At 65.0% G+C, this 27,000-nt stretch carries 25 protein-coding genes; 14 read left to right on the top strand and 11 right to left on the bottom strand.

The features are described from left to right. Positions 1–79: 79 nt before the first annotated feature. Positions 80–1,693 (top strand): multicopper oxidase family protein, encoded by a 1,614-nt coding sequence (locus C7402_RS27185; protein ID WP_116612836.1) that lies wholly within the window; start codon positions 80–82, stop codon positions 1,691–1,693. Positions 1,694–1,773: 80 nt separating this feature from the next. Here the strand turns inward: C7402_RS27185 and cspD are convergent, their stop codons facing one another. Then, positions 1,774–1,980: a cold shock domain-containing protein CspD gene (gene cspD / locus C7402_RS27180; protein ID WP_007586257.1), complete on the bottom strand. Its 207-nt coding sequence runs from the start codon at positions 1,978–1,980 to the stop codon at positions 1,774–1,776. A 584-nt stretch (positions 1,981–2,564) separates the two neighbouring features. Between cspD and clpS the strand changes: the two genes are divergently transcribed. From clpS to C7402_RS27165, 3 genes are all read left to right on the top strand, one after another. After that, positions 2,565–2,879: an ATP-dependent Clp protease adapter ClpS gene (gene clpS, locus C7402_RS27175; RefSeq protein ID WP_028213389.1), complete on the top strand. Its 315-nt coding sequence runs from the start codon at positions 2,565–2,567 to the stop codon at positions 2,877–2,879. Beyond that, a complete protein-coding gene (gene clpA, locus C7402_RS27170) occupies positions 2,876–5,167 on the top strand; it encodes an ATP-dependent Clp protease ATP-binding subunit ClpA (RefSeq protein ID WP_112173225.1) in 2,292 nt (763 codons plus the stop codon). The genes clpS and clpA overlap by 4 nt, the downstream gene beginning before the upstream one ends. A 183-nt stretch (positions 5,168–5,350) precedes the next feature. Beyond that, entirely contained in the window at positions 5,351–6,766 is a 1,416-nt protein-coding gene (locus tag C7402_RS27165) for an amino acid permease (RefSeq protein WP_244314950.1), read from the top strand. 53 nt (positions 6,767–6,819) lie between these two features. On the opposite strand, the gene dut is transcribed toward C7402_RS27165, so the two are convergent. The 6 genes from dut to C7402_RS27135 form a co-directional block, all read right to left on the bottom strand. Continuing rightward, the gene (dut, locus tag C7402_RS27160; RefSeq protein WP_112173223.1) at positions 6,820–7,266 is read right to left on the bottom strand and encodes a dUTP diphosphatase; all 447 of its coding nucleotides are present in this window, start codon (positions 7,264–7,266) and stop codon (positions 6,820–6,822) included. A 32-nt stretch (positions 7,267–7,298) separates the two neighbouring features. Next, positions 7,299–8,303, bottom strand: a complete 1,005-nt coding sequence (locus C7402_RS27155; RefSeq protein WP_116612835.1) for an LLM class flavin-dependent oxidoreductase — start codon at positions 8,301–8,303, stop codon at positions 7,299–7,301. A gap of 67 nt (positions 8,304–8,370) precedes the next feature. Beyond that, positions 8,371–9,600, bottom strand: a complete 1,230-nt coding sequence (gene coaBC, locus C7402_RS27150; RefSeq protein WP_224040752.1) for a bifunctional phosphopantothenoylcysteine decarboxylase/phosphopantothenate--cysteine ligase CoaBC — start codon at positions 9,598–9,600, stop codon at positions 8,371–8,373. A gap of 32 nt (positions 9,601–9,632) precedes the next feature. Further along, positions 9,633–10,148, bottom strand: a complete 516-nt coding sequence (lspA, locus tag C7402_RS27145; protein WP_112173221.1) for a signal peptidase II — start codon at positions 10,146–10,148, stop codon at positions 9,633–9,635. Further along, positions 10,148–12,997: an isoleucine--tRNA ligase gene (ileS, locus tag C7402_RS27140; RefSeq protein WP_116612834.1), complete on the bottom strand. Its 2,850-nt coding sequence runs from the start codon at positions 12,995–12,997 to the stop codon at positions 10,148–10,150. Before ileS ends, lspA begins: the two co-directional genes overlap by 1 nt. 141 nt (positions 12,998–13,138) lie before the next feature. Then, positions 13,139–14,134: a bifunctional riboflavin kinase/FAD synthetase gene (locus C7402_RS27135; protein ID WP_112173219.1), complete on the bottom strand. Its 996-nt coding sequence runs from the start codon at positions 14,132–14,134 to the stop codon at positions 13,139–13,141. 189 nt (positions 14,135–14,323) lie between these two features. Between C7402_RS27135 and purN the strand changes: the two genes are divergently transcribed. From purN to nadC, 6 genes are all read left to right on the top strand, one after another. Then, positions 14,324–14,983 (top strand): phosphoribosylglycinamide formyltransferase, encoded by a 660-nt coding sequence (gene purN, locus C7402_RS27130; RefSeq protein ID WP_112173218.1) that lies wholly within the window; start codon positions 14,324–14,326, stop codon positions 14,981–14,983. Further along, complete coding sequence (locus C7402_RS27125; RefSeq protein WP_116612833.1) at positions 14,980–16,371, top strand: RsmB/NOP family class I SAM-dependent RNA methyltransferase; 1,392 nt, start codon at positions 14,980–14,982, stop codon at positions 16,369–16,371. The genes purN and C7402_RS27125 overlap by 4 nt, the downstream gene beginning before the upstream one ends. Positions 16,372–16,652: 281 nt before the next feature. Beyond that, positions 16,653–17,018, top strand: a complete 366-nt coding sequence (locus C7402_RS27120) for a mechanosensitive ion channel domain-containing protein (RefSeq protein ID WP_425273804.1) — start codon at positions 16,653–16,655, stop codon at positions 17,016–17,018. A gap of 251 nt (positions 17,019–17,269) precedes the next feature. Then, positions 17,270–18,466, top strand: coding sequence for a DesA family fatty acid desaturase (locus C7402_RS27115; RefSeq protein ID WP_112173216.1), 1,197 nt, complete (start codon positions 17,270–17,272; stop codon positions 18,464–18,466). A 168-nt stretch (positions 18,467–18,634) separates the two neighbouring features. Continuing rightward, positions 18,635–19,765: a quinolinate synthase NadA gene (gene nadA / locus C7402_RS27110; protein ID WP_116612939.1), complete on the top strand. Its 1,131-nt coding sequence runs from the start codon at positions 18,635–18,637 to the stop codon at positions 19,763–19,765. Beyond that, on the top strand, positions 19,766–20,665 hold the full coding sequence (gene nadC / locus C7402_RS27105) for a carboxylating nicotinate-nucleotide diphosphorylase (protein ID WP_116612832.1): 900 nt from the start codon (positions 19,766–19,768) through the stop codon (positions 20,663–20,665). It abuts the gene before it with no gap. A gap of 92 nt (positions 20,666–20,757) precedes the next feature. Here the strand turns inward: nadC and nadB are convergent, their stop codons facing one another. From nadB to radC, 4 genes are all read right to left on the bottom strand, one after another. Beyond that, positions 20,758–22,359 (bottom strand): L-aspartate oxidase, encoded by a 1,602-nt coding sequence (nadB, locus tag C7402_RS27100; RefSeq protein WP_112173214.1) that lies wholly within the window; start codon positions 22,357–22,359, stop codon positions 20,758–20,760. Positions 22,360–22,624: 265 nt separating this feature from the next. Then, positions 22,625–22,792 (bottom strand): 50S ribosomal protein L33, encoded by a 168-nt coding sequence (gene rpmG, locus C7402_RS27095; RefSeq protein ID WP_027817504.1) that lies wholly within the window; start codon positions 22,790–22,792, stop codon positions 22,625–22,627. Positions 22,793–22,802: 10 nt separating this feature from the next. Further along, on the bottom strand, positions 22,803–23,036 hold the full coding sequence (gene rpmB, locus C7402_RS27090) for a 50S ribosomal protein L28 (RefSeq protein ID WP_027794135.1): 234 nt from the start codon (positions 23,034–23,036) through the stop codon (positions 22,803–22,805). 314 nt (positions 23,037–23,350) lie between these two features. Next, on the bottom strand, positions 23,351–24,181 hold the full coding sequence (gene radC / locus C7402_RS27085; protein WP_181565638.1) for a RadC family protein: 831 nt from the start codon (positions 24,179–24,181) through the stop codon (positions 23,351–23,353). A gap of 189 nt (positions 24,182–24,370) precedes the next feature. On the opposite strand from radC, the gene C7402_RS27080 reads away from it, so the two are divergent. The 4 genes from C7402_RS27080 to C7402_RS27065 form a co-directional block, all read left to right on the top strand. After that, entirely contained in the window at positions 24,371–24,826 is a 456-nt protein-coding gene (locus C7402_RS27080) for an FKBP-type peptidyl-prolyl cis-trans isomerase (protein WP_112173213.1), read from the top strand. 5 nt (positions 24,827–24,831) lie between these two features. After that, entirely contained in the window at positions 24,832–25,803 is a 972-nt protein-coding gene (gene ispH, locus C7402_RS27075; protein ID WP_112173212.1) for a 4-hydroxy-3-methylbut-2-enyl diphosphate reductase, read from the top strand. 559 nt (positions 25,804–26,362) lie between these two features. Beyond that, positions 26,363–26,665 (top strand): hypothetical protein, encoded by a 303-nt coding sequence (locus tag C7402_RS27070; protein ID WP_116612831.1) that lies wholly within the window; start codon positions 26,363–26,365, stop codon positions 26,663–26,665. A gap of 213 nt (positions 26,666–26,878) precedes the next feature. After that, positions 26,879–27,000: ABC transporter permease subunit (locus C7402_RS27065; RefSeq protein ID WP_425273805.1), on the top strand; the 122-nt coding region annotated here is incomplete at its 3' end.

The raw sequence follows: 27,000 nt of genomic DNA, 5'->3' as shown, positions 1-27,000 counted from the left end.
AGCGTACGGTTGCACGCGCGGCTCGCCAGTCGCTGCGCGCCGCGTGCTCAGGTACGGATGAGGTAAGAGGAATTCATCGATGAAACGAAGAGCATTTTTGTCTGGCGCATTGAGCGCCGCCACGGCATCCCTGTTCGCGCGCCATGCCTACGCGCAAGGCGCGGGCGAGGCGATGCACCCGATGCACGCCATGCCGGGCATGTCGGACATGCCCGCGATGTCCGGCGGCATGACGGCGGCCCAGGCGCCGCTTGCCGCCGCCGACGCGTTACCCGCCGGCGCGCCGCTCGCCGTGCTGCGCACGCTCGCCAACGAGAGCCGCGAGCCGGGCCAGTTCCGCGCGACGCTTATCGCCCGCCGCGCGCAGCGCCCGTTACTGCAAGGTCAGCCGCAAACGGTCTTCTGGCAATACGACGCAGGCGGCACGACCGGAAACGACGGCCCGGTCATCGGCCCGTTGATCGACGTGCGCGAAGGCGACACGGTCGAGATCACGTTCGTGAACCGGCTGCCCCAGCCTTCGACGATCCACTGGCACGGTCTGCCCGTGCCGCCCGATCAGGACGGCAATCCGTCGAGCCCCGTCGCGCCGGGCGAGCAGCATGTCTACCGCTTCACGTTGCCGCCGGGCAGTGCGGGCACGTACTGGTATCACCCGCATCCGCACATGCTGACGTCGGAGCAGGTGTTTCGCGGGCTGGCGGGGCCGATCGTCGTGCGCGCCGCCGCCGATCCGCTCGCTGCGTGGCCCGAGCGCCATCTGTTCGTCTCGGATCTGAAGCTTGCCGCCGACGGCACGATTGCCCCGAACAGCATGATGGACTGGATGAACGGCCGCGAAGGTCAGTTCGTGCTGGTGAACGGCGCGCGTGAACCGCAGATCGAGGTCGTGCGCGACGAGCGCTGGCGCGTGTGGAACGGCTGCAATGCGCGCTATCTGCGGCTCGCTTTCGACGATGGCCGCGCCTTCGCGCAAGTCGGCACCGACGGCGGCCTGCTGGGCACGGCGCGCGAGGGTGTCACCGAGCTGTTGCTCGCGCCGGGCGAGCGGGCGGAGCTGATCGTGCGCGCGGGGCAGGGCGCGTCGCGCGCGTCGCTCATCGCGGCGCAATACGACCGGCACAAGATGGCGATGTCGCATGGCAGTTTGCCTGCGGGTCCGTCCCAGATATTGGCAAACATCCGCTTTGCACCGGGGGAGACAACGCAGCCCGCGTTGCCGGCTCGCCTGCGTGACATCGCGCCGCTCGACGCATCAGGCTCGAAGCCGCCTGCGAAAAAAACCGTTCTGTTCAGCGAAGCAATGGACATGCACGCGATGCACCAGCCAGGTGCGGCCACGCACCGAATGCCGAGCGGCATGCAGTTCATGGTGAATGGCGCGGTATTCGATCCGGCGCGCGTGACGCTCACGAGCCGGCGCGGCGAAGTCGAGCACTGGGCGATAGCGAACGGTACGGACATGGATCATCCGTTTCATTTGCACGGCACGCAGTTTCAGGTGCTGGCGCGCGAGCAAGGCGGCGTGCGCAAGAACGAGGATTGGCTCGCGTGGCGCGACACGGTGAACGTGCGGAGAGGGGAGACGGTGCACATTGCGACCGTGCAGCACGAGGCGGGCGATCGCATGTTTCATTGCCACATCCTCGAGCACGAGGATCTCGGCATGATGGGCACGTTGCGCGTGAGCTAGCACGCGTTCGTTAAGAAACCGTGAAACCAAAAAAGAAACCCGGCCGAAGCCGGGTTTCCAAGGTACAGATATCGAACAGATCAGGCTGCTGACTGAATGTTCGATGCCTGTTTACCCTTCGGGCCTTGCACGACCTCGAAGCTCACCTTTTGCCCTTCTTTGAGGGTCTTGAAGCCATTCATTTGAATAGCCGAAAAGTGAGCGAACAGGTCCTCGCCGCCTTCATCCGGCGTGATGAACCCGAAACCCTTCGCGTCGTTGAACCACTTGACCGTACCGGTTGCCATACCAACTTCCCCTGTAACTCATGTCACTACCACGAGCAGTTCGAAAAGCTAAACGATCGCGGTGCGATCGCCCCCTCCTCACAAGCTCACCAACGGCATTTTTTCGAATTTAAGGCGGTTGAAAAAAGTGCCAGCTTGATTGTTGAGGGTCTTTATTCTGCTGTCAAGAATATTTTGAGACGCTCCTTGACGCGTTGTAAAGACCGCATTTCCAGGGTTTTTCCTGCTTTTCGCCGACGCTGCGCACAGGTGCATGAAGCGACTACATGGGGCGTCTTGAAAAAACGCATAATCGACGCACATGGGATGCACCGCAGCACGAATTCCGATGCCGAGCGTGCGGACGCCTACAGTCGCTTTCCACGACAACGCCAAGGTTGTGCGATACTCGATTCAACGGTGGCGTGAAAGCTGCTGAGAGCAGGATTGTGTACCGGCCCCGCAGCCGGTCCAAGGGATCGGGGCCGGGCCAGGGCGCATGAATTGCTTGCAGCGGGTCGCAGGTCGGGAGCGCCGGGTTCACCGGCCGGCCGGTCAGGTTACGGCAGGATTGCGGGCCTGTCCGAGTTGTTTAGAATGGGTGTATGGCGATTATCCCGGACAAGCAGGATTCAACCGTACTGGAGCGGCAGGAGCAAAAGGTCAAACCGCCCTCCATGTACAAGGTCGTGCTAATGAATGACGACTACACGCCGATGGAATTCGTCGTGATGGTCGTGCAGGAATATTTCAATAAGGACCGCGAGACCGCAACGCAGATCATGTTGAAGGTGCATCGCGAGGGCAGGGGTGTTTGTGGGGTCTATACGCGAGACATCGCGTCGACCAAGGTTGAGCAAGTCGTTACCCACGCACGGCAGGCCGGGCATCCGCTGCAGTGTGTGATGGAGGAAGCATGATTGCCCAGGAACTGGAAGTCAGCCTGCACATGGCGTTCATGGAAGCACGTCAGGCGCGGCACGAGTTCATAACGGTCGAGCATCTGCTGCTGGCGCTGTTGGACAACCCAACAGCGGCGGAAGTGCTGCGCGCGTGTGCCGCCAATATCGAAGACCTGCGACAGAACCTGCGCAACTTCATTCACGACAATACCCCTACGGTTCCCGGTACGGATGACGTCGACACGCAGCCGACGCTCGGGTTCCAGCGCGTGATCCAGCGCGCGATCATGCACGTTCAGTCCACTTCCAACGGCAAGAAGGAAGTGACGGGCGCGAACGTGCTGGTCGCCATCTTCGGCGAGAAGGACTCGCACGCGGTGTACTACCTGCAACAGCAGGGTGTGACGCGTCTGGATGTCGTGAATTTCATTTCGCACGGTATTGCGAAGACGGGCAGTGGCGAAGCCGCCAAGGCCAGCGACGCGAATGCCGAAGCCGAAGACGCCGCCGGCCAGAAGGAAACTCCGCTCGCCCAGTTCACGCAGAACCTGAACCAGATGGCGAAGGATGGCCGTATCGATCCGCTCATCGGTCGCGAACTGGAAGTGGAGCGCGTGGTGCAGGTGCTGTGCCGCCGCCGCAAGAACAATCCGCTGCTCGTCGGTGAGGCCGGTGTCGGCAAGACCGCGATCGCGGAAGGCCTCGCCTGGCGCATCACGCGCGGCGAAGTGCCGGACATTCTTGCCGATGCACAGGTCTACTCGCTCGACATGGGCGCGCTGCTGGCGGGCACGAAATATCGCGGCGACTTCGAGCAACGCCTCAAAACGGTGCTCAAGGAACTCAAAGAGCGTCCGCACGCCATTCTGTTCATCGACGAGATTCACACGCTGATCGGCGCGGGCGCCGCATCGGGCGGCACGCTCGACGCGTCGAACCTGCTCAAGCCGGCGCTCTCGTCGGGCACGCTCAAGTGCATCGGTGCGACGACGTTCACGGAATACCGTGGCATCTTCGAGAAGGACGCGGCGCTGTCGCGGCGCTTCCAGAAGGTCGATGTGGTCGAGCCGACCGTCGAGCAAACCGTGGCGATCCTGCGCGGTCTCAAGTCGCGCTTCGAGGAGCACCACGGCGTGAAGTATTCGTCGGGCGCGCTGAACGCGGCCGCTGAGCTGTCGGCTCGCTTCATCACCGACCGTCACTTGCCCGACAAGGCCATCGACGTGATCGACGAAGCGGGCGCGGCGCAACGCATCCTGCCGAAGTCGAAGCAGAAGAAGACCATCGGCAAGAGCGAGATCGAAGAGATCATCTCGAAGATCGCGCGCGTGCCGGCGCAAAGCGTCTCGCAGGACGATCGCAGCAAGCTGCAAACGCTCGACCGCGATCTCAAGGCCGTGGTGTTCGGCCAGGATCCGGCCATCGACGCGCTGTCGGCCTCGATCAAGATGGCGCGCGCGGGTCTGGGCAAGACGGACAAGCCGATCGGCTCGTTCCTGTTCTCCGGCCCGACCGGCGTCGGCAAGACCGAAGTGGCGCGCCAGCTCGCGTTCACGCTCGGCATCGAGCTGATCCGCTTCGACATGTCGGAGTACATGGAGCGCCATGCGGTGAGCCGTCTGATCGGCGCGCCGCCGGGATACGTCGGGTTCGACCAGGGCGGTCTGCTGACCGAAGCCGTCACGAAGAAGCCGCACTGCGTGCTGCTGCTTGACGAAATCGAGAAGGCGCACCCGGACATCTTCAACGTGCTCTTGCAGGTGATGGACCACGGCACGCTGACCGACAACAACGGCCGCAAGGCGGATTTCCGCAACGTCATCATCATCATGACGACGAACGCGGGGGCCGACACCATGAACAAGTCGACGATCGGCTTCACGACCCGGCGCGAGCAGGGCGACGAACTGGCCGACATCAAGCGCCTGTTCACGCCGGAGTTCCGCAACCGGCTCGATGCGACGATCAGCTTCCGTGCGCTCGATGAGGAAATCATCATGCGCGTGGTCGACAAGTTCCTCATGCAACTGGAAGACCAGCTGCACGAGAAGAAGGTCGATGCGGTCTTCACCGACGCGCTGCGCAAGCATCTGGCCAAGCACGGTTTCGACCCGCTCATGGGCGCGCGGCCGATGCAGCGCCTGATCCAGGACACGATCCGCCGTGCACTCGCCGACGAACTGCTGTTCGGCAAGCTTATGAGCGGCGGCCGCGTGACCGTGGACGTGGATGCGGACGACAAGGTCCAGCTCACGTTCGACGAGCAGCCGGCCCCGCGCAATCCGGAAGCGGTGGAAGTGGAGTAAGCGACACCGTACGTGGCATGAAGGCAAGACGGCGCAGTCCGAAAGGACTGCGCCGTTTTTCTTTGGCGGTCCGGCCCGGCAGGGTGACGGGGCGCCTCAAAGTAAAATAAGCGTTTGTCTCGCCGTAGACGTTTTCATGATGCGCAGCGCCGGATGGCGGCTGCGCGAAGCAGGGGTGTAACCGTGGTACCACGTAAATCGGGCGCGTTCGAAGCCATCGTCAAACGCGAACAGGGGCTGCGCCAGGGCTTGTCCGCCGGGCAGATGACGATGATCGCCATCGGCGGCGCGGTGGGCACCGGGCTCTTTCTCGGCAGCGGCTTCGCGATCTCCTTCGCCGGGCCCGGCGTGCTCATTTCCTATGCGATCGGCGCGCTGATCGCATTGTTGTTGATGGGCGCGCTCGCCGAAATGACTGTCGCCCACCCGGTGTCGGGCTCGTTCGGCGCGTACGCCGAGCACTACATCGGGCCGCTCGCCGGGTTCGTCGTGCGCTACGCGTACTGGTCGGCGTATGTGCTGGCGGTCGGCACCGAGGTCGCGGCCATCGCCGTCTACATGAAGTTCTGGTTTCCCCATGTGCCGGGGCTCTACTGGATCGTCGGTTTTTCCGCTGCGCTCATCGTCGTGAACGCCATGAGCGTGCGCGCCTACGGCGCGATCGAATATCTCTTTTCGAGCCTCAAGATCGCGGCCATTGTCGCGTTCATCCTGCTCGGCTCGTGGTTCGTCTGGCGCGCACCGGCCGAATCGGGCGTGGGACTCGCGAACTACACGTCGCACGGCGGCCTGCTGCCCAAGGGCTGGTGGGGCGTGTGGGTCGGGACGATCGTTTCGCTTTTTAGCTATCTCGGCGTGGAAACCATCGCCGTGGCGGCCGCCGAGGCGCAGGACCCGCAGCGCGCCGTCACGCGGGCGTTCCGCGCGACCGTGCTGCGCCTCGTGCTGTTCTACATCCTCACCCTCGCGCTCATGCTCGCCATCGTGCCGTGGACTGAGGCGGGCGGCAACGAGAGCCCGTTCGTGCGGGTCATGGCTGAGACTGGCGTGCCGTATGCGGCCGGTGCGATCAACTTCATCGTGCTCGTGGCGGCGCTCTCGGCCATGAACAGCCAGCTCTACATCACCACCCGCATGATGTTCAGCCTCTCTCGCGCGGGCTACGCACCGGCGGCGTTCGGGCGTCTCACGCGCCACGGCGTGCCCACGGCCGCGCTCTCGCTCTCGACCATCGGCATCGCGGTGGCGGCAGTGCTCAACGCGCTCTGGCCGCAGGCGGCGTTCACGCTGATGATGTCGATCGCGATGTTCGGCGCGATGTTCACGTGGCTCATGATCTTCGTCACGCAGATCTTTTTCCGCGTGCGCCAGACGCGCGAGGGCGGCGCGCCGCTGCGCTTCCGCATGTGGGGCTTCCCGTTCACGAGCGTGCTGGGCGCGCTCCTGATGCTGGGCATTCTGGTCGGCACGGCGTTCACCCGCGAATTCCGCATGACGCTGGCCTACGGCCTCGCGTTTCTCGCGGTGCTGGTGGTGGTCTATGCGTTGTGGTATCGCCGGCGCCCCGGCGCCGCGCAACAAACCGAAGCATCCTTCTAAAAGAAAAAAGCACGCCGAGGCGTGCTTTTTTGTTGCTGGCGCAACCGTCGGGCTCAGTGCTTGCCCGTGCTGCCGAAGCCGCCTTCGCCGCGCTCGCTCGCCTCGAAGTCGTCGACGATGTTGAACTGCGCCTGCACGACCGGCACGATCACGAGTTGCGCGAGGCGCTCCAGCGGATTGAGCGTGAACGTGGTGTGGCCACGGTTCCAGGTGGAGATCATCAGCTCGCCCTGGTAGTCGGAGTCGATCAGGCCAACCAGGTTGCCGAGCACGATGCCGTGCTTGTGGCCCAGGCCCGAGCGCGGCAGGATCAGCGCCGCGTAGCCCGGATCGGCTACGTGGATCGCGAGGCCCGTCGGCACGAGCTTCGTTTCGCCCGGTTCGAGCGTGATCGGCGCGTCGAGGCACGCGCGCAGGTCGAGGCCGGCGCTGCCCGGCGTGGCGTACTGGGGCAGCTGGTCGCGCATGCGCTCGTTCAGGATCTTGATGTCGATTTTCATGAAGTCAGGGTGATTGGGGCGAAGGGGATGACTCAGGCGCGAGGCAGCTGGAAGGCCTCGGCGAGCAGTTCATAGGAGCGCAGGCGAGCCTTGTAGCTGCCCGCGACGGTCAGCACGATGAGTTCGTCCGCGCGAAATTGGTCCTTGATCGCGAGGAGGCGCTCCGCGACGCTCTCGGGCGTGCCGATGACGCTGCGCGGCTTTTCGCGGTCGATCACGATCTGCTCGCGCTCGCCATACTCTTGCGCGCGGCCTTGTTCGAGGCTCGGAATCGGCGCGTTCAGGCCGTAGGCCATCTGCACACGGCGCAGGTCGACGGCCTTTTCGAGGTCGGCGGCTTCGGCTTCGGTGTCGGCGCAGATCGCGAACACGGCGCACGCGAGATACGGCTTCGCCTCGTGGCCAGCCGTGAAGCGGTCGCGGTACGCCTCGGCCACGAGATGGCCGAAATGCGCGTTGATGAAGTGTGCGAACGAGAAGCGCAGCCCGAGCTGCGCGGCGAGCAGGCCGCCGAAGTCGCTGGAGCCGAGCACCCAGAGTTGCGGGCGCGTTTCGATCTGCGGTTGCAGCACCACGCCATGCGCGAGATGGCTCGCCGGCAGCGTGCCGTCCATCAGGCCGACGAGGTCCTGCACCTGCTGCGCGAACTGGTCGCCGCGATTGTATGCACCGGCGGCCACGGCCTGCGCGGTGCGCATGTCGCCACCCGGCGCGCGCCCGACGCCAAGGTCCACGCGCCCCGGAAACAGCGCCTCGAGCATCATGAACTGCTCGGCGATCTTGAACGGGCTGTAGTAGGGCAGCATGATGCCGCCCGAGCCGATGCGAATACGCTTCGTCACACTGCCCAGGCGCGCGAGCATGACTTCGGGGCAGGGGTTGCACACGCCCAGCAGGCCGTGATGCTCGGCGCACCAGTAGCGCGTGTAGCCGAGGTCGTCGGCGAGCTGGGCGAGCTCGATGGTGGCGGCGATGGCGTCCGCCGCGCTGTGCCCGGCGATGACGGGCGACTGATCCAGTACGGAAAGCAGCGTCATGTCAGTACTGCTCCTTGACTACGTTTCTCGTGTCGCGAGCCGGCGCACGGGTGCGCCGGCTCGCGCGTCACGAAATGATGCTCGGGTCCGGCAGACGTCGCGCGATCTCGGCGACGAGCGTCTGCGCGAGGGCCTGCTTGGCCGCGCGCGGCAGCGGCTTGCGGCCGCTTGCCTCGAACAGCACGACTTCATTGTCGTCCTGGCCGAATGTGAGCGGGCCGAGATTGCCGATCAACAGCGGCACCTTCTTGCGCGCGCGCTTTTCCTCGCCGTGCACGTCGAGGTCACCGCTTTCGGCCGCAAAGCCCACGCAGTACGGCGGATTCGGCATGGCCGCGACCGAGGCCAGGATGTCCGGGTTCTCGACGAACGTGAACGTGGGCATGCGGTGCTCGGCCGTCTTCTTGATCTTGTGCTCGGCGACATGATCGACGCGCCAGTCGGCCACCGCCGCCACGCCGATGAACACGTCGGCGTCGGGCGCCGCGCGCATCACGGCGTCGTACATCTGCTGCGCGGTTTGCACGTCCTCGCGGTACACGCCCCAGGGCGTTGCCAGCGCGACCGGGCCCGCCACCAGATGCACCTCGGCGCCGGCCTGCTGCGCGGCGCGCGCGAGCGCGAAGCCCATCTTGCCGCTGGAACGGTTGGTGATGCCGCGCACGGGGTCGAGCGGCTCGAAGGTCGGGCCGGCGGTGATCAGGAGCTTGCGGCCCGCGAGCACTTTCGGCGCGAAGAACGAGACGATCGCTTCGTACACGGCCTCGGGTTCGAGCATGCGCCCGTCGCCGATCTCGCCGCACGCCTGCGGGCCGGAATCGGGGCCGAGCGTTTCCACGCCGTCGGCGCGCAGTTGCGCGACATTGCGCTGCGTAGCCGGGTTTTGCCACATCTGCCGGTTCATGGCGGGCACGACTAGCAGCGGGCAGTCGCGCGCCACGCACAGCGTGGAGAGCAGGTCGTCGGCGAAACCGTGGGCGAGCTTCGCGAGGAAGTCGGTGGAGGCGGGCGCGATGACGATGGCGTCCGCTTCGCGCGACAGGTCGATGTGCGCCATGTTGTTGGGCACGCGGGCGTCCCACTGGCTCGTGTAGACGGGGCGGCCCGAGAGCGCCTGCATCGTGACCGGCGTGATGAACTGCGTGGCGGCCTCGGTCATCACGATCTGCACGGTCGCGCCTGCCTTGGTCAACAGGCGCGTGAGTTCGGCGATCTTGTAGCAGGCGATGCCACCCGTCATGCCGAGCACGAGATGGCGGCCGGCCAGCTCGCCCGGATTGGCTGCGGAGGTGTTCAAGTCAAGGCTCCTCCCAGGCGGTGCCTGGGTTTTCAGCGCGCGCCGCGCACGCGCCGCAATTCGTCGAACACCAGCAGCGCCGCGCCGACGCAGATCGCGCTGTCGGCGAGGTTGAACGCCGGCCAGTGCCAGCCGCCCACGTGGAAGTCGAGAAAGTCGATCACGTGGCCGTACATCACACGGTCGATCACGTTGCCGAGCGCGCCGCCCATGATGAGCGAGAGCGCCGTGCAGAAAAGCTTCTGCGCGGCGTGGCGCTTGAGCAGATAGCAGATGACGAGCGCCGCCACCACGCCGAGCGCGGTGAACGCCCAGCGCTGCCAGCCGCCCGCCGCCGACAGGAAGCTGAACGCCGCGCCCTTGTTGTAGACGAGCACGAGGTTGAAGAACGGCGTGATCACGCGCCCTTCGCCGTAGCTGAACACCTTGTTGACGGCGATTTTCGTGAGCTGGTCGGCGAGGATCACGATCACCGCGACCCCCAGCCACGGCACGAGCGTGCCGCCGGCGCCGTTCGAACGAGTCTGCTTCGGCATGGTTTTCGCCATTATGCCGCGCTCCGTTTTTCACCGTCACCGAACAGATTCACGACGCAGCGGCCGCACAGGCCCGGATGCTCGGCGTTCGCGCCCACGTCCTCGCGGTAGTGCCAGCAGCGCTCGCACTTGAGGTACTTCGAGGTGACCACTTCCACGCCTTCGTCCGCTTCGCTTTCCACCTTCACGACTTCCGCCGCCGAGGTGATGAGCACGAACTTGAGGTCGTCGCCGAGCGAGGCGAGCGCGTCGTAACGCGCGCCGCTCGCGAGAATGCGCACTTCGGCCTGCAACGACGAGCCGATCTGGTTCGCCACGCGCGCTTCTTCGAGCGCCTTCGTCACGTTGCCGCGCACTTCGCGCAGCAGCGTCCATTTGACGATCAGATCTTCGGCGCCGGCGACGTCCGGGAACGCGTGGAACGTTTCGGTGAAGATGGTTTCGCTTTGCGGCTGGAACACCTTCCACGCTTCTTCGGCCGTGAACGAGAGGAACGGCGCCAGGATGCGCAGCAGGCTGTGCGTGATGTGGTGCAGCGCCGTTTGCGCGCCGCGGCGGGCCTTCGAGTCCGCCGCGCTCGTGTAGAGGCGGTCCTTCAGCACGTCGAGATAGAAGCCGCCCAGGTCTTCCGAGCAGAACGTTTGCAGCTTCGCCACGACCGGGTGGAATTCGTAGCGGTCGTAGTGCGACAGCACGTCGTTTTGCAGCGTGTGCGTGAGCGCCACGGCGTAGCGGTCGATTTCGAGCCACTCGCTTGCAGGCAGCGCGTGCTTGTCGAAGTCGAAGTCCGAGAGGTTCGAGAGCAGGAAGCGCAGCGTGTTGCGGATACGGCGATAGCCTTCCGTCACGCGCTTCAGGATTTCCTCGGAGATCGCGAGTTCGCCCGAGTAGTCGGTCGAGGCGATCCACAGACGGATGATTTCCGCGCCCAGGCGGTTCGCCACTTCGTGCGGATCGACGCCGTTGCCGAGCGACTTCGACATCTTGCGGCCTTCGCCGTCCACGGTGAAGCCGTGCGTGAGCAGGGCGTTGTAGGGCGGGCGGCCGTCGAGCATCGAAGCCGTGAGCAGCGACGAGTGGAACCAGCCGCGATGCTGGTCCGAGCCTTCCAGATACAGGTCGGCCGGGAACTGGAGCGCATCCTTGTGCGAGCCGCGCAGCACGTGCCAGTGCGTCGTGCCCGAGTCGAACCACACGTCGAGCGTGTCGCGGTTCTTCTCGTACATATTCGCGTCGTCGCCGATCAGTTCGCGGGCGTCGAGCGTCTGCCAGGCTTCGATGCCTTGCTTTTCCACGCGCTTCGCGACTTCTTCGAGCAGCTCCAGCGTGCGCGGGTGCAACTCGCCGGTTTCCTTGTGCACGAAGAACGCCATCGGCACGCCCCATTGGCGCTGGCGCGAGAGCGTCCAGTCCGGGCGATTGGCGATCATCGAGTAGAGGCGTTGCTTGCCCCACGACGGGTAGAACGCCGTGGCTTCGATGCCTTCGAGCGCCGTTTCGCGCAGCGTCTTGCCGCCGTCTTTCGGCGTCACGTCCATGCCCGCGAACCACTGCGACGTGGCGCGGTAGATGATCGGCGTCTTGTGGCGCCAGCAGTGCATGTAGCTGTGCAGGTACTTTTCGCTGCGCAGGAGCGTGCCGGCGGCGTCGAGCGCGTCGACGATCCTCGGGTTCGCGGCCCAGATCGAGAGGCCGCCGAAGAGCGGCAGCGATTCGATGTAGCGGCCATCGCCCATCACCGGGCTGATGATGTCCGAGTCGGCCATGTTGTGCGCCTTGCACGACACGAAGTCTTCCACGCCGTAGGCGGGCGCCGAGTGGACGATGCCCGTGCCGGTGTCGGTCGTCACGTAGTCGCCCAGATAGATGGGCGAGGTGCGCTTGTAGCCCGGGTGCGCCGAGGCGAGCGGGTGATTGAAGCGCAGCAGCGAGAGCTTTTCGCCCTTCGTGGTCGCGACGATCTGGCCTTCGAGGCCGAAGTCCTTCATGCAGGCTTCCACGCGCTCGACGGCGAGGATCAGCAGGCCGCGTTGCGTGTCCACGAGCGCGTAGTCGATCTCCGGGTGCACGTTCAGCGCCTGGTTCGACGGGATCGTCCAGGGCGTGGTGGTCCAGATCACGATGCCGCCTTCCTCGCGCGGCAGCGCGGGCAGGCCGAACGCGGCCGCGGTTTCGGCGGGCTGCGCGAACGTGAACAGCACGTCGATGGTCGGGTCGGTCTTGTCCTTGTACTCGACTTCGGCTTCAGCGAGCGCCGAGCCGCAGTCGAAACACCAGTTCACGGGCTTCAGGCCCCGGAACACGTAACCCTTCTCGATGATCTTCGCGAGTGCGCGGATCTCGCCCGCCTCGTTCGCGAAGTTCATCGTCTTGTACGGGTTGTTCCAGTCGCCGAGCACGCCCAGGCGCTTGAAACCCTTCTTCTGCGTTTCGATCTGGCCGGCGGCGTACTCGCGCGCCTTCTGCATCACTTCCTGGGCGGGCAGCGACTTGCCGAACTGCTTTTCGATCTGGATCTCGATCGGCATGCCGTGGCAGTCCCAGCCCGGCACGTAGACCGCGTCGAAGCCCGCCAGATTGCGCGCTTTGACGATCATGTCCTTCAGGATCTTGTTCACCGCGTGGCCGAGGTGGATATCACCGTTCGCATACGGGGGGCCGTCGTGCAGGATGAACTTCTTGCGGCCCTTCGAGGCCGCACGGATCTTCTCGTAGACCTGGTTCTCTTCCCACTCCTTGACCCATTGCGGCTCGCGCTTGGGCAGGTCACCGCGCATCGGGAACGGGGTGTCGAGCAGGTTGACGGGGTACTTCGATTCGGACTTCTGCGGCTTGCCGGAGGATGCTTTCTTGTCGCTCATGGTGAGATCACGTGGAATTCGGGGGATGCATGGCGTCAGCGTTGCGGCCGATGCCGCGCAACCGTCGCCTCGGGCGCCCTGGCGCGGCATGTGCCGCGCGTGGCGCCTGGGGGCGGGCAGCCCGCACAGGCGGGCCGCAGGTCACCTAATTCGGTCGGTGGCCGAGGTGGCGAAGCCGGTCGATGCGCCGCCGGCCACGTCGGCGCCCGCGGCGGCGAACCACGCGCGGGTGTTCGCCACATCGCGAGCGATCGCGGCGGTAAGCGTTTCGAGGTCGGGAAACTTCTCCTCGTCACGCAGCTTCTTGAGGAATTCGACGCGCACGAGCTTGCCATAGGCGTCGCCGTGCCAGTCGAGCAGATGCACTTCGAGCAGCACGCGGCCCGAGTCGTCCACGGTCGGGCGCAGGCCGAGGCTCGCCACACCCGGCAGCGGGTGGTCGGCAATGCCGTGCACCATCACGACGAAGATGCCCTTGAGCGCCGGCCGCTTGTGGCCGATCAGCAGGTTCATCGTGGGGAAGCCCAGGTCGCGGCCGAGTTTCAGGCCGTGCGTGACGTGCGCGCTGATCTGGTAGCCGCGGCCAAGCGAGGCGCGCGCGGCGTCGAGGTCGCCCGCGTGCAGTTGCGCGCGCACGGCGGAGCTGGAGATGCGCACGCCCGACGGGTCGGCCACGGTCGCCATCTGCTCGACTTCGAAGCCGTACTGCTTGCCCGCCGCCTGCAACGAGGTGAAGTCGCCCGCGCGCTTCGCGCCATAGCGGAAGTCGTCGCCGATCATCATCCAGCGCGCGTGCAGGCCGTCCACGATGATGTGCTCGACGAACGCCTCGGGCGACTGGCTCGCGAACGTATGGTTGAAGTGCTCGACCACCACGCGGTCCACGCCGTTCTCGCGCAGCGCTTCGAGCTTGTCGCGCAGCATGGCGATGCGCGGCGGAGCGCCGGCCGGGTTGAAGAACTCGCGCGGATGGGGCTCGAAGGTCATCACGCAGACGGGCAGGCCGCGCGCGTTCGCCGCTTCGCGCACGCGCGCGAGCAACGCCTGATGCCCGCGGTGGACACCGTCGAAATTGCCGATGGTGAGCGCGCAGGGCGCCCGGCTTTCGGCGTTGGGAAGACCGCGGAAGACTCTCACGATAGCGGAACCTGAAGGAACCTCGAAAAGCGCGCAGGCCGGGCGCGCATGCCAAGACCGGTTATCTGGCCACCGGAGTGGCCGCGGGGCGGCCCACGGGCCGCGACGAAACAGAAGATTATAAACGCACGAGGCGACGATCGCCGCCGCACGAACGTTGCGCACGTCCCCCGATGATAAAATCCGCGGATGAAAAATCTCGTCATCCTGATTTCGGGGCGGGGCAGCAACATGGAAGCCATCGTGCGCGCTTGCGCGCAGGAGGCTTGGGGCGCGCGCATCGCCGCCGTGATTGCCAACCGTCCTGACGCCGCGGGCCTTGCGTTCGCGGCTTCGCACGGCATTGCCACGGCGGTGGTCGATCATCGCCAGTTTCCCGATCGCGCCAGCTTCGACGCGGCGCTTGCTCAAGTCATCGACGGCTACGCGCCGGACCTCGTCGTGCTGGCGGGCTTCATGCGCGTGCTGACTGAATCGTTCGTCGGCCATTATTCGGGTCGGATGCTCAACATCCATCCGTCGCTGCTGCCGATGTTTCCGGGCCTCAAAACGCACCAGCAGGCGCTCGACGCGGGCTGCCGCGTGCATGGGGCCACGGTGCACTTTGTCACGCCCACGCTCGATCATGGCCCCATCGTCGCACAGTCGGTGGTGCCGGTGCGCGCGGGCGACGACGCCGCGGCGCTCGCCGCGCGCGTGCTCAAGACCGAACACGTAATGTATCCGCGTGCAGTGCGCTGGTTCGTCGAGGGGCGCGTGGCGCTCGACGGCGAACGCGTGACGCTCACGCCGCCCGAGCCGCAGTGGCTCTTCTTAGACGACTCGCAAGCCGCCGGGGAGGGCGCATGAGACTGCATGGTTTTCTGATCGGACAAACGGAGACGTTGCTTGCCGACGTCCTTAAATTCACCGGCCCGGCCGATGCTGTGACCAGCCGCTTCTTCCGCGAGCATCCGAAGCTCGGTCATGCCGAGCGCGGCGTGATCGCCGAGGCCGTGTTCGCCGTGCTGCGCCGGCGCATGGAGTTCGCCCACCTCGCCGAAAGCGGCTCGGGCAGCCCCACGCGCCGCCTCACGCTGCTCGGCCTGATGGCGACTGCCGGCCGCTCGGCGATCCGCCCGTTCGTGTCCGACGCCGAAGCGAGCTGGCTCGAGCACGTCGCGCGCATCGACCCGGCAAGCCTGCCGCAGCGCGTGCAGATCAACCTGCCCGAATGGATCGTCAAGGCGCTGGAAACGCGCTTCGACGGTGCCGAACTCGCGCAACTGGCTGCCGCGCTGAACTACCCGGCGCCGCTCGACCTGCGCGCGAACCCCATCAAGGCGAGTCGCGACGAGCTGATCCGCGCGCTGTCCGCCGCAGGCATCGAAGGCGGCGAAACGCCGTTCGCGCCGTTCGGCGTGCGCGTGACGGGCAAGCCCGCGCTCTCGAAGCTCGACGCGTTCAAGAACGGCTGGTTCGAGGTGCAGGACGAGGGCAGCCAGTTGCTTTGCACGCTCGTGGCGCCGCGCCGCGGCGAGATGGTGGTGGACTTCTGCGCGGGCGCGGGCGGCAAGACCCTGGCGCTCGGCGCGATGATGCGCTCGACGGGCCGCCTCTATGCCTTCGACGTGTCCGACCGGCGCCTCGCCAAGCTCAAGCCGCGCCTCGCGCGCAGCGGCCTCTCGAACGTCAATCCCGTGCTGATCGACAGCGAGCATGACGCCAAGATCAAGCGCCTGATCGGCAAGATCGACCGTGTGCTGGTGGACGCGCCGTGCTCGGGTCTCGGCACGCTGCGCCGCAACCCCGATCTGAAGTGGCGCCAGTCGCCGGAATCGATCACGGAACTCGCGCCCAAGCAGCTTTCGATTCTCACGAGCGCCGCGCGCCTGCTCAAGCGCGGCGGCCGCCTCGTCTACGCGACGTGCAGCATTCTCGAAGCCGAGAACGAAGCGGTCGTGAAGCAGTTCCTCGAAGCACACCCCGAGTTCGTGCTGGTGAGCGCGCGCGACGTGCTCGCCGAACAGCGCGTGGGCCTCGACACGGGCGATTACCTTTCGCTGTGGCCGCACCGCCACGCTACCGACGGCTTCTTCGCCGCCGTGCTGGAGCGCCGTGGCGATCCGAAGCCGAAGACGAAGGCGGCCGGTGCGCAAACGACGCCGGAAGAAGCCGCGGCCGAGCAGGAAACCGCGGACGCGATCGCCAAGGCGCAGGTGAGCGAAGCGGCCGAGCCGGACGCCGCGCTGGAGTAAGCGCGCGGCGCGCGAGTTTGCGGGGCCGTCCGGCCGGCGTAGGTGCCGGGCGGCCCGCGAAAGTGTGCGCGCCGGTCATGCCGCATTGTTTCTGCTGGCTTTTTGCGGCAATCCTTGAGCCGCATGCGTGGCGGCGCGCGAGGGCGAGCGGTTACGCTGGCAACTCGTCATCCTCGCCACCTTGATCGCGGTCGCATGGGTGCTCGCCTTCCTCGCGCGATCTTGTGGCTCCTTGCCACGATGCAGATCTCGCTCGTGCGCGTGACCCTGCGGCCATTCTCGTGGCCGATCGCTCGTTGCGTATTGGCGACACAATTTCGCTGGACGGTATTCAGGGCCAGATGGCGCAGATTCGCCGACGCCATGCCGTCGTGCGTCGCCTCGACGGCATCGAGCCCTTGATTCCTAACGAAAAGCTCATCTCGGGCGTTTCGCAGAACCATTCGTCGTATCTCACGCGCGTCTGCGGCGGCTGCGCGCCAGCGCCGTATCTCGTCGAATTTTCTTGCGACGGCGCGCAACTCGAACCAAGCTATCCAGATAGAGGACGCGGCGATCGGCGCCACGGGGGTACGCTCGGACGTGAACCAGAATGTACGGAGGCTCTTCGAAGCACACAGATTCGCGATTGCGCCCGCGCAGCGTGAGGTGCGGATCGTCGGTGAAAGAATAGATGGGGGCGGATCGCACGAAAAACGTCGGAGCGGGTGCGGCAAAGCGCCTCGAAACGGCTTTCAGACATTGACGCCGTCACCATTAAAGAAAAAAATCTTCCTTTGTTACAAACACTTGGAACGGTTCTAGTAGAATGCCGTCCAACCGCATCTAGTCGCTTTCACTTTCTTGACACCGGCGCCGGGCTGAAAGGCCGACGCGCTTTGTTTCACAGGTAAAAACCTTGTTGAACTCCCTGCTTGATTTCCTTGCCCACGGTGTGCTGCATTTCTCGTGGTGGCAAATCCTGCTGTTCGCGGCGGTGGTGACGCACATCACGATCATTGGCGTGACGGTGTATCTGCACCGCTGCCAGGCGCACCGCGCGCTCGACATGCATCCCATCGCGAGCCACTTCTTCCGGTTCTGGCTGTGGATGACCACGGGCATGCTCACGGGCCAGTGGGCGGCGATTCACCGCAAGCACCACGCCAAGTGCGAGACCGAGGAAGATCCGCACAGCCCGCAAACGCGCGGCATCTGGAAGGTGCTGCTCGAAGGCGCCGAACTCTATCGCGCGGAAGCGAAGAACGAAGAAACGCTGCGCCGCTTCAGCCACGGCACGCCCAACGACTGGATGGAGCGCAACGTCTACACGCGCTATCCCATTCTCGGCGTGAGCATCATGATGGTGATCGACGTCGCGCTGTTCGGCGCGGTCGGCCTCACCGTGTGGGCCGTGCAGATGGCGTGGATCCCCTTCTGGGCGGCGGGCGTCGTGAACGGCCTTGGCCACTTCTGGGGCTATCGCAACTTCAACTCGTCCGACGCGAGCACGAACCTCTTCCCGCTCGGCATCATCATCGGCGGTGAAGAACTGCACAACAACCACCATACGTTCGCGACTTCCGCGAAGCTTTCGAACAAGTGGTACGAGTTCGACATCGGCTGGATGTACATCCGCATGATGCAGGCCGTGGGCCTCGCCAAGGTGAAGAAGGTCGCGCCCACGCCGCGCCTCACCCAGGGCAAGCTCGTGCCCGACCACGAAACGCTTCAGGCCGTGCTGTCCAACCGCTACGAAGTGATGGCGCGCTACGCGAAGGCCGTGAAGCAGGCGTATCGCCAGGAGCTGGCGCACCTGAAGGAAGTGGGCGAGCGCGAGAAGTACAAGGTCATGCGTGGCGCTCGCACGTGGTTCGACAAGGAAGAGGCCAGCCTGAACGAGCCGCAGAAGCGCCAGTTGCCGCAAATTTTTGCGAACAGCCAGAAGCTGCGCACCTACATCGAGCTGCGCAACGAACTGGCCGCGATCTGGGAACGTTCGAGCGCGTCGCGCGAACAATTGCTCACGCAGCTCCAGGATTGGTGCCATCGCGCTGAGCAAAGCGGGATCAAGGCGCTCCAGGAATTCGCGTCGCGCCTGCGTCGCTACGCTTGATCGGTCCGCAAGGATTTCGGGCCCCTCAGTGAGGCGTAGGAAAATCCTTTAGAATGACGAGACGTCACAAAACCCCGCGCTGGCGGGGTTTTTCTTTTTGGGCCGCAAAAAAAGCCGGAGTCCCCACAATGGCTTCAATGGCGCGGCGATCGGTAGGGGCAGGAGATGATGAGTCAGGCAATCAGGAAGGTCGAATATGACCGGCCGCAGGGTGCCGTCTGTAGCGTTGGACAGGCGTGGGCGCGCGTGCCCGATGCGCCGTCCACGGCGGAGCGCGCGGCATTGAAGGAGCGGATTCGCGCGTTGCTCAAGCGCGAGAAGGCGGTGCTCGTCGCGCACTATTATGTGGATCCCGAATTGCAGGAGCTTGCCGACGAAACCGGCGGCTGCGTGGCCGATTCGCTGGAGATGGCGCGCTTTGGCCGCGATCATGAGGCGCAGACGCTCGTCGTGGCGGGCGTACGCTTCATGGGCGAGACCGCGAAGATCCTGAGCCCGAACAAGCGCATTCTCATGCCCGACCTCGACGCGACCTGTTCGCTCGACCTCGGCTGCCCCATCGACGAGTTTTCGGCGTTTTGCGACGAGCATCCGGACCGCACCGTGGTCGTCTACGCCAATACGAGCGCGGCCGTGAAGGCGCGCGCGGACTGGATGGTCACGTCGTCCATCGGCCTCGAGATCGTCGCCGACCTGCACGCCAAGGGCGAAAAAATCCTCTGGGCGCCCGACCGGCACCTGGGCGGCTACATCCAGAAGAAGACCGGCGCGGACATGCTGCTGTGGCAGGGCTCGTGCCTCGTGCATGACGAGTTCAAGGGGATCGAGCTCGACCTGCTGCGCGCCGAATATCCGGACGCCAAGATTCTCGTCCACCCCGAATCGCCGGAAGGCGTGGTCGCGCTCGCGGACGTGGTCGGCTCGACCACGCAACTGATCGACGCGGCCGTGAAGCTCGACGCACAACGGTTCATCGTCGCGACCGACCTCGGCATCCTCCACAAGATGCGCCTCGCCGCGCCGGGCAAGACCTTCATCGAAGCCCCCACGGCCGGCAACAGCGCGACCTGCAAGAGCTGCGCGCATTGCCCGTGGATGGCCATGAACGGCCTCGCGAATCTCGCCGACGTGCTGGAGCGCGGTCACAACGAGATTCATGTCGATACCGCGCTCGGCGAGCGCGCCCGCCTGCCGATCGACCGCATGCTGACGTTCGCCGCGGAGCACAAGCGCCGCGTGCAGGCGAGCGGCGACCTCGCGCGGGACACCGCGCTGTTCTCGCAAGTGGGGGCGGCGTAAATGGGCGCACTTGAATTGCTCGCAGTCGATGCTGTTTCGCCCGTGCTGGACGCCGTGCGCGCTCAGTACGGCGCGGCGTTCGACGACGCGATTTCCCGCAACGTCGCCGACGCGCTCGAAGAGGACGTGGGCCCCGGCGACCAGACCGGCCGCCTCGTGCCTGCCGACGAAATGCGCAACGCGCGCATCATCGTGCGCGAAGACGCCGTGCTGTGCGGCGTACTGTGGTTCGACGGGGTGGCGAAGCAGGTCGATCCGCGCATCGAGGTGCGCTGGCACTATCGCGAAGGCGACCGCATGGCTGCCGATACGACCGTGTGCTCGCTGCGCGGCCCGGCGCGCTCGCTGCTCACGGCCGAGCGCAACGCGATGAACTTCCTGCAACTGCTTTCGGGCGTGGCGAGCGTGACGCGCCGTTACGTCGACACGATCGCGCATACCAGCACGCGCATTCTGGACACGCGCAAGACGCTGCCCGGCCTGCGCCTCGCGCAGAAGTACGCTGTGCGCGTGGGCGGCGGCGCGAACCAGCGTCTCGCGCTGTACGACGGCATTCTGATCAAGGAAAACCACATCGCGGCAGCGGGCGGCGTGGGGGCGGCGATGGACGCGGCGCTTGCGCTCGATGCGGGCGTGCCCATCCAGATCGAAGTGGAAACGCTCGAACAGCTCGAAACGGCGCTCGCGCACGGCGCGACATCGGTGCTGCTCGACAACTTCTCGTTCGACATGATGCGCGAGGCGGTGAAGCTCACGGCAGGACGCGCGGTGCTCGAGGTTTCGGGCGGCGTGAACTTCGACACGGTGCGCACGATCGCGGAAACGGGCGTGGACCGCGTATCGATTGGCGCGTTGACGAAGGATGTGCGCGCGACGGACTTCTCGATGCGTATCGTCTGAAGCGGCGCATTCTCGCTGCCCTGGCACCATCAAAAAGGCCGCCTCGGAGTGAGGCGGCCTTTGTTTTTTGGGGCGCTACCAGGCAGGTCGAGTTACGCAACCGTGCGATTGCGCACGCGCTCGGGCGATAGCACCGTCGGCAATGCCTTGGGCAGCGAATTCGGCCAGTCGCGGCTGTAGTGCAGACCGCGGCTTTCGCGGCGCGAGCGCGCGCTTTCCACGATCAGCGAAGCCACCTCGACGAGGTTGCGCAGTTCCAGCAGGTCGCGCGTGACGCGGAAATTCGCGTAGTACTCGAGAATTTCGTCGCGCAGGAGCGAGAGGCGATGCTGCGCGCGTTCGAGCCGCTTATCGGTGCGCACGATGCCGACATAGTTCCACATCAGGCGGCGCAGCTCGTCCCAGTTGTGGGCGACCACGACTTCCTCGTCGGAGTCCGAAACGCGGCTTTCGTCCCAGTCGGGCAGCGGGGCGTGCGCGCCCGCGCCGAAGCCCTCCGCCTCGATCGCTTCGGCGGCCGAACGGCCGATCACGAGGCACTCCAGCAGCGAATTGCTCGCAAGCCGGTTGGCGCCATGCAGGCCTGTGTACGAGGTTTCGCCTACGGCGTAGAGTCCCGCGAGGTCGGTGCGTCCGGCCAGATCCGTGACGACGCCGCCGCACGTGTAATGCGCGGCGGGCACGACCGGAATCGGCTCCTTCGTGATGTCGATGCCGAATTCGCGGCAGCGCGCGAGAATGGTCGGGAAGTGCTCTTCGAGGAACGCCGGCGGTTGATGGCTGATGTCGAGGTGCACGCAGTCGATGCCGTGCTTCTTGATCTCGAAGTCGATCGCGCGAGCGACGATGTCGCGCGGCGCGAGCTCCGCGCGCGCGTCGTGGTCGGGCATGAAGCGCGTGCCGTCGGGCAGGCGCAGCACGCCGCCCTCGCCGCGCACCGCCTCGGAGATCAGGAACGATTTGGCGTGCGGGTGGAAGAGGCAGGTGGGGTGGAACTGGATGAACTCCATGTTCGCCACGCGGCAGCCCGCGCGCCAGGCCATGGCGATGCCGTCACCCGTGGCCGTGTCGGGGTTCGTCGTGTAGAGGTAGACCTTGCCCGCGCCGCCCGTGGCGAGCACCGTGTGCGGCGCCTGGATCGTCACCGTGCGGTCGTTCTTCAGATCGAGCGCGTAGAGGCCGTGGCAGCGCCGGCCCGGCAGGCCGAGGCGATCGGACGTGATGACGTCGATTGCCTGGTGGTCTTCTAGGATCGTGATGTTCGGGTGCGAGCGCGCGCGCTCCAGCAGCGTCTGCACGACGGCGTGGCCGGTGGCGTCGGCGGCGTGGATGATGCGGCGGTGGCTGTGGCCGCCTTCGCGTGTGAGGTGGAAGCCGAGTTCGGCTGCGGCGTCCTTCGTGAACGGCACGTCCTGGGCGATCAGCCATTCGATGGCCTCGCGGCCATGCTCGACGATGTAGCGTGTGGCCGCCTCGTCGCACAGGCCGCCGCCTGCCACGAGCGTATCGTCCACGTGGTTCTCCACGCTGTCGGCCGAATCGAGCACGGCGGCAATGCCGCCTTGCGCGCGGTCGCTCGCGCCCTCGGTCATCGCGCGCTTGGCGATGACCACGACGCGACGCGTGTCGGCGAGATTCAGCGCGACGCTCAGTCCGGCGAGGCCGCTGCCGACGATCGCTACATCGAAATTCATGATCCTGCTTCTCCGTCTCTCTTGTTCTGCGCTTTTTGCCGTCCTCTCGCACTGTCAGGAATGGATGACAAACGTGTGGCGGCGGTGAAGCGGGAAGCATACTCCGAGAGAGGAGTGGAGGGATAGCCGCAGTGTGGGCGCGGCGGGTAAAACACCGTTGCGTGCCGCGAGGGGCGACGTGGCGGGGCTCGAGGCGGAGCCCAAAACGAAAAACCCCGCTAAAAAGCGGGGTTTTCGGTCTTCGTCAGGCTCGGAACCCGATCAATTACTTGATCTTGGTTTCCTTGTACTCGACGTGCTTGCGAACAACCGGGTCGAACTTCTTGATCGACATTTTTTCCGGCATGTTGCGCTTGTTCTTCGTCGTCGTGTAGAAGTGACCCGTGCCTGCGGTCGACTCGAGCTTGATCTTGTCGCGAATACCCTTGGCCATGATTTACTCCTTACAGTTCGCCGCGTGCGCGCAGGTCTGCGAGCACGGAATCGATGCCGTTCTTGTCGATCAGGCGCAGGCCTGCGTTCGAGATGCGCAGACGCACCCAACGGTTTTCGCTTTCAACCCAGAAACGGCGGTTTTGCAGATTCGGGAGGAAACGGCGCTTGGTCTTGTTGTTAGCGTGGGAAACGTTGTTGCCGCTCATCGGCGCTTTCCCAGTGACTTGGCATACACGTGCCATGAGTGCACTCCTACGGAAATTCTGAGTTCGAGAGCCGCTTAAGTTTCCCAGGCGAGAAATGGCCGGAATAAGAGCGCGCTCACGTATGGATGAGAGACAACCTCGAACCCAGGCCGTATTTCCCCTGGAAGACCTCAAAGGCTTCGGAACAGGGTTGGAAATAGGCAAACCGCAATTCTAGCAGAAAAAATCCAGGAAAATCAAACACGATTTGCGGATGTTGTTGTGCGCCGCCGCGCCCGGGTGGGGGCGCAAGCGGTGCGCGGACTCTATGCAGACCGTCCAGCAGGCCATCCGCGAAGCCGTCCGCGGGCTCAGTTCCAGCCGTGGCGTGCGAATGAAAACGTTTCGCGCGCGCCGATCACGAGATGATCGATGAGCTGGACTTCCACGAGCGCGAGCGTTTCGCGCAGCACCCGCGTGAGACGCCGGTCACTCGCGCTGGGCTGCACCGCGCCCGAAGGATGATTATGCGCGACGATCAGGCTCGCGGCGTTGAGCATGAGCGCGCGCCGCACGATTTCCCGAGGATACACCGCCATGCGCGTGAGCGAGCCGCGCGAGCTTTCCTCCGAGCGGATCAGCCGGTGGCGCGCGTCGAGAAATAGGCACACGAACACCTCGTGCGGCCGCCCGCCGATCAAAAGCCGCAAATAGTCCTCGACCGCGCCGGGGGAGTCGACGAGCGGCTTGTCGTCCAGCGCCTCGGCGAGCGCGCGCCGCGCAAGCTCGGTGACGGCCTGCAACACCGAGGCCTTTGCGGGCCCGATGCCGCGCAGACTCTCGAATTCCTCGCGCTGCGCGTCGAGCATGGCGCGCAGCGACCCGAAATGCGCGAGCAGCGAGCGGGCGACCTCGAAGACGTCGTAGCCCGGCAATCCCGAGCCCAGCAGGATCGCGATCAGTTCCACATCGGAAAGCGCGGTTGGGCCGGCCGCGCGCAGACGTTCGCGCGGCATGTCGCGCGGGCGCGCCGCAGGCGCTTCGCTGTCGCTGGCGAGCACGGCAAGCGGCGGCTCGCGCAGCGTAGTCGCGGGCGGCCCATCGCGCCCGGGGCCGCGCTCGGCGCAGCCGGCAGCGGGCCGGGCGACGTCGCGGCGCGTCGCCATATAGGGCGACGCCGGCATGCAGGCAAGTTCCGTCATGACAATCTCCATAGGGCGAGCCGGAGCGCGCCGCGCGGGCGTGCTTTGGCGGCGGCGGTGCACAATCGTGCCGAGACCGCCCCGGCCAAGTGGCTTACAATAGATGTTTTCCAGCCACCCGACGGAGGCTGGGCCGGCGCCTTGCGGCGCGCACGCGCGAAGCGCGCGTCCCGACGAAAAGAGTTACGCATGAGCATCATCGACATCTCCGAAGTGAAACCCGGTTCCCACGTGACGCTGCACTACCGGCTTTCGCTTGCCGATGGCACCGAAATCGTCAATACCTTTGTCGACCGTCCCGCCACCCTCCTGATGGGCGCCGGCCAGCTCGCGCCGCCGCTGGAAGACATTTTGCAGGGCCTGAAGGTGGGCCACCACTCGACCTTTCAGCTAGAACCGGGCGTGGCCTTCGGCCAGCGCAACCCCGACCTGATCCAGCGCGTCTCGCTCAAGACCCTGCGTGACAACGGCATGATCGGCGAGGAGTTCAACCCGGGTGACCTGATCGAGTTCAATGCGCCCGACGGCGGCCGCTACGCCGGCGTGCTCAAGGAAGTCAACGAGACTTCCGCGCTGTTCGATTTCAACCATCCGCTCGCCGGCCAGGCGGTTGCGTTCGAAGTGCAAATCATCGGAATCCTCTAAAGCCCATGACCATCACGGACACGTCCCCCATTGCCGACCTGGCCGAAGCGGAAATCCTGCTCGCCCAGCCGCGCGGTTTCTGCGCCGGCGTCGATCGGGCCATCGAGATCGTCGAGCGCGCCATCCAGCTTCACGGCGCACCGATCTACGTGCGGCACGAGATCGTCCACAATGCTTATGTCGTCGAAGATCTGCGCAAGAAAGGGGCGATCTTCATCGAGCAGCTCGATGAAGTGCCGTCCGGCAACACGGTGATCTTCAGCGCGCACGGCGTCTCCAAGTCGGTGCGCGCCGACGCCGAGTCGCGCGGCCTGCGCGTGTACGACGCGACTTGTCCGCTTGTGACCAAGGTGCACGTGGAAGTCGCGAAGATGCGCGATGAAGGGCTCGACATCGTCATGATCGGGCACAAGGGCCATCCGGAAGTGGAAGGCACGATGGGGCAGGCGGCCGAGGGCATGTACCTCGTCGAAGACATCGCCGACGTCGAGGCCCTCAAGCTGCGCGATCCGCAGCGCGTGGCGTTCGTCACGCAAACCACGCTGTCGGTGGATGACGCGGCCGAGATCATCACCGCGCTCAAGGCGCGCTTTCCCGGCATTCGCGAGCCGAAGAAGCAGGACATCTGCTACGCCACGCAGAATCGCCAGGACGCCGTGAAGTTCATGGCCCCGCAGTGCGACATCGTGATCGTGGTGGGCAGTCCGAACAGTTCCAACTCGAACCGGCTGCGCGAAGTGGCCGAGAAGCGCGGCATTCCCGCCTATATGGTGGACGCGCCCGAGCAGATCGACCCGCGCTGGCTCGAGGGCAAGCGCCGCATCGGCCTCACGGCCGGGGCGTCGGCGCCCGAAGCGCTCGCGCAGGAGATCATTCGCCGTCTGCACGAACTCGGTGCGCGCAACGTGCGCGCGCTCGAAGGCATCGAGGAGAACATTGCGTTCCCGCTGCCGCGAGGGCTGGGTCAGCCGGCCTGACATCCACGCCGGTCTGCATGTCTGCGAAAAACGCGCCCAATGGGCGCGTTTTTTTACGCCTGTCGCCTAAGCAGCGCGATTTAAATAAGGGTCATATTAAAGAAAAGTGCGGGTTAACCGTGCGCCGACCCGGTGTTCGTATTAGTGTTTTCGCTAGAGTGCGACATCAAATCACGTGGTGTGACCCCAAATTTTTGATCTCGTTGAAGCGTTTCCAGCGACAGCGCACCACGTCAGGGCGTGATTTTTATGTCACCCCTTAAATATCCTCTTTTTGACCCGAAGCCCGCCCGACAAGGCATTGCGGTCACGGCCTGCAACACATGATGCGAACCGCGCCGATTTTTGGTGCAACTGATGCACGAAAATACGGCGCAACCTAAGGTGCAACCTCATTGCGGCCGATATCCTGAATTGTGGTTGCAATGCAGGAAAACCCTGCCGGTTCAACAATATTGCCCGTCGCATAATTGGCGTTACAATGCGCGCGTTCTGGGGGCTGAATCTCTCTGATAAGGCCGTCAGGCAAGCATTTCGGAAGGCGCAGGAGACCTGATTAATGCAACTCGAGTTTGCTTTTGCCGCGCCTTCGGCGGCTGCGGTTGCGCCGCGCGACGCGTGGCCCGACGGCGGTGTCGAGGCGGGTATGAGTGCAACATCGATCAATCCTGGCATGCAGATTGCTTTTGCATGCACCGGTGTTGTTGTGCCGGTTCGCCGCAGCGGCGTGACGGATCTCGCCGGCGAGATCACGGAGCGCAAGAGCGGCCCAGGAGAGGGAGTCATGACGTTTGACGCATTCACGATTGTCGGCCGCGAGGTCTGCCGCGAATCCGTCACTGCGAACGTGACGCGTAGTTGATTGAACCCGACGGCACCGAACCATCCGACGGTGCCGTTTTTGCATCCGCTTCTGGCGAGCCTGCCGCTGCAACACAGCGGCAACGCGAACCGGGGTGGCCAACCGTTACCGGTTTTTACTTCAATACCCGAAAGTGTCGTTGCGGTTCCGTAAAACATCGCCCACCGGCCGATGACGAGCGCGAATCCGGTTGCACGGGCTAAGGAGCGTTAAATGGATATTTTCATCCAGCAGATCCTGAATGGGCTGGTGCTTGGCAGCATCTACGCCATCATTGCACTGGGCTACACCATGGTGTACGGGATTCTGGGCATCATCAACTTCGCGCACGGCGA

The sequence above is a fragment of the Paraburkholderia unamae genome, assembly GCF_003096875.1.
Classification (GTDB): domain Bacteria; phylum Pseudomonadota; class Gammaproteobacteria; order Burkholderiales; family Burkholderiaceae; genus Paraburkholderia; species Paraburkholderia unamae.
This window is presented reverse-complemented; position numbering and strand designations above follow the sequence as displayed.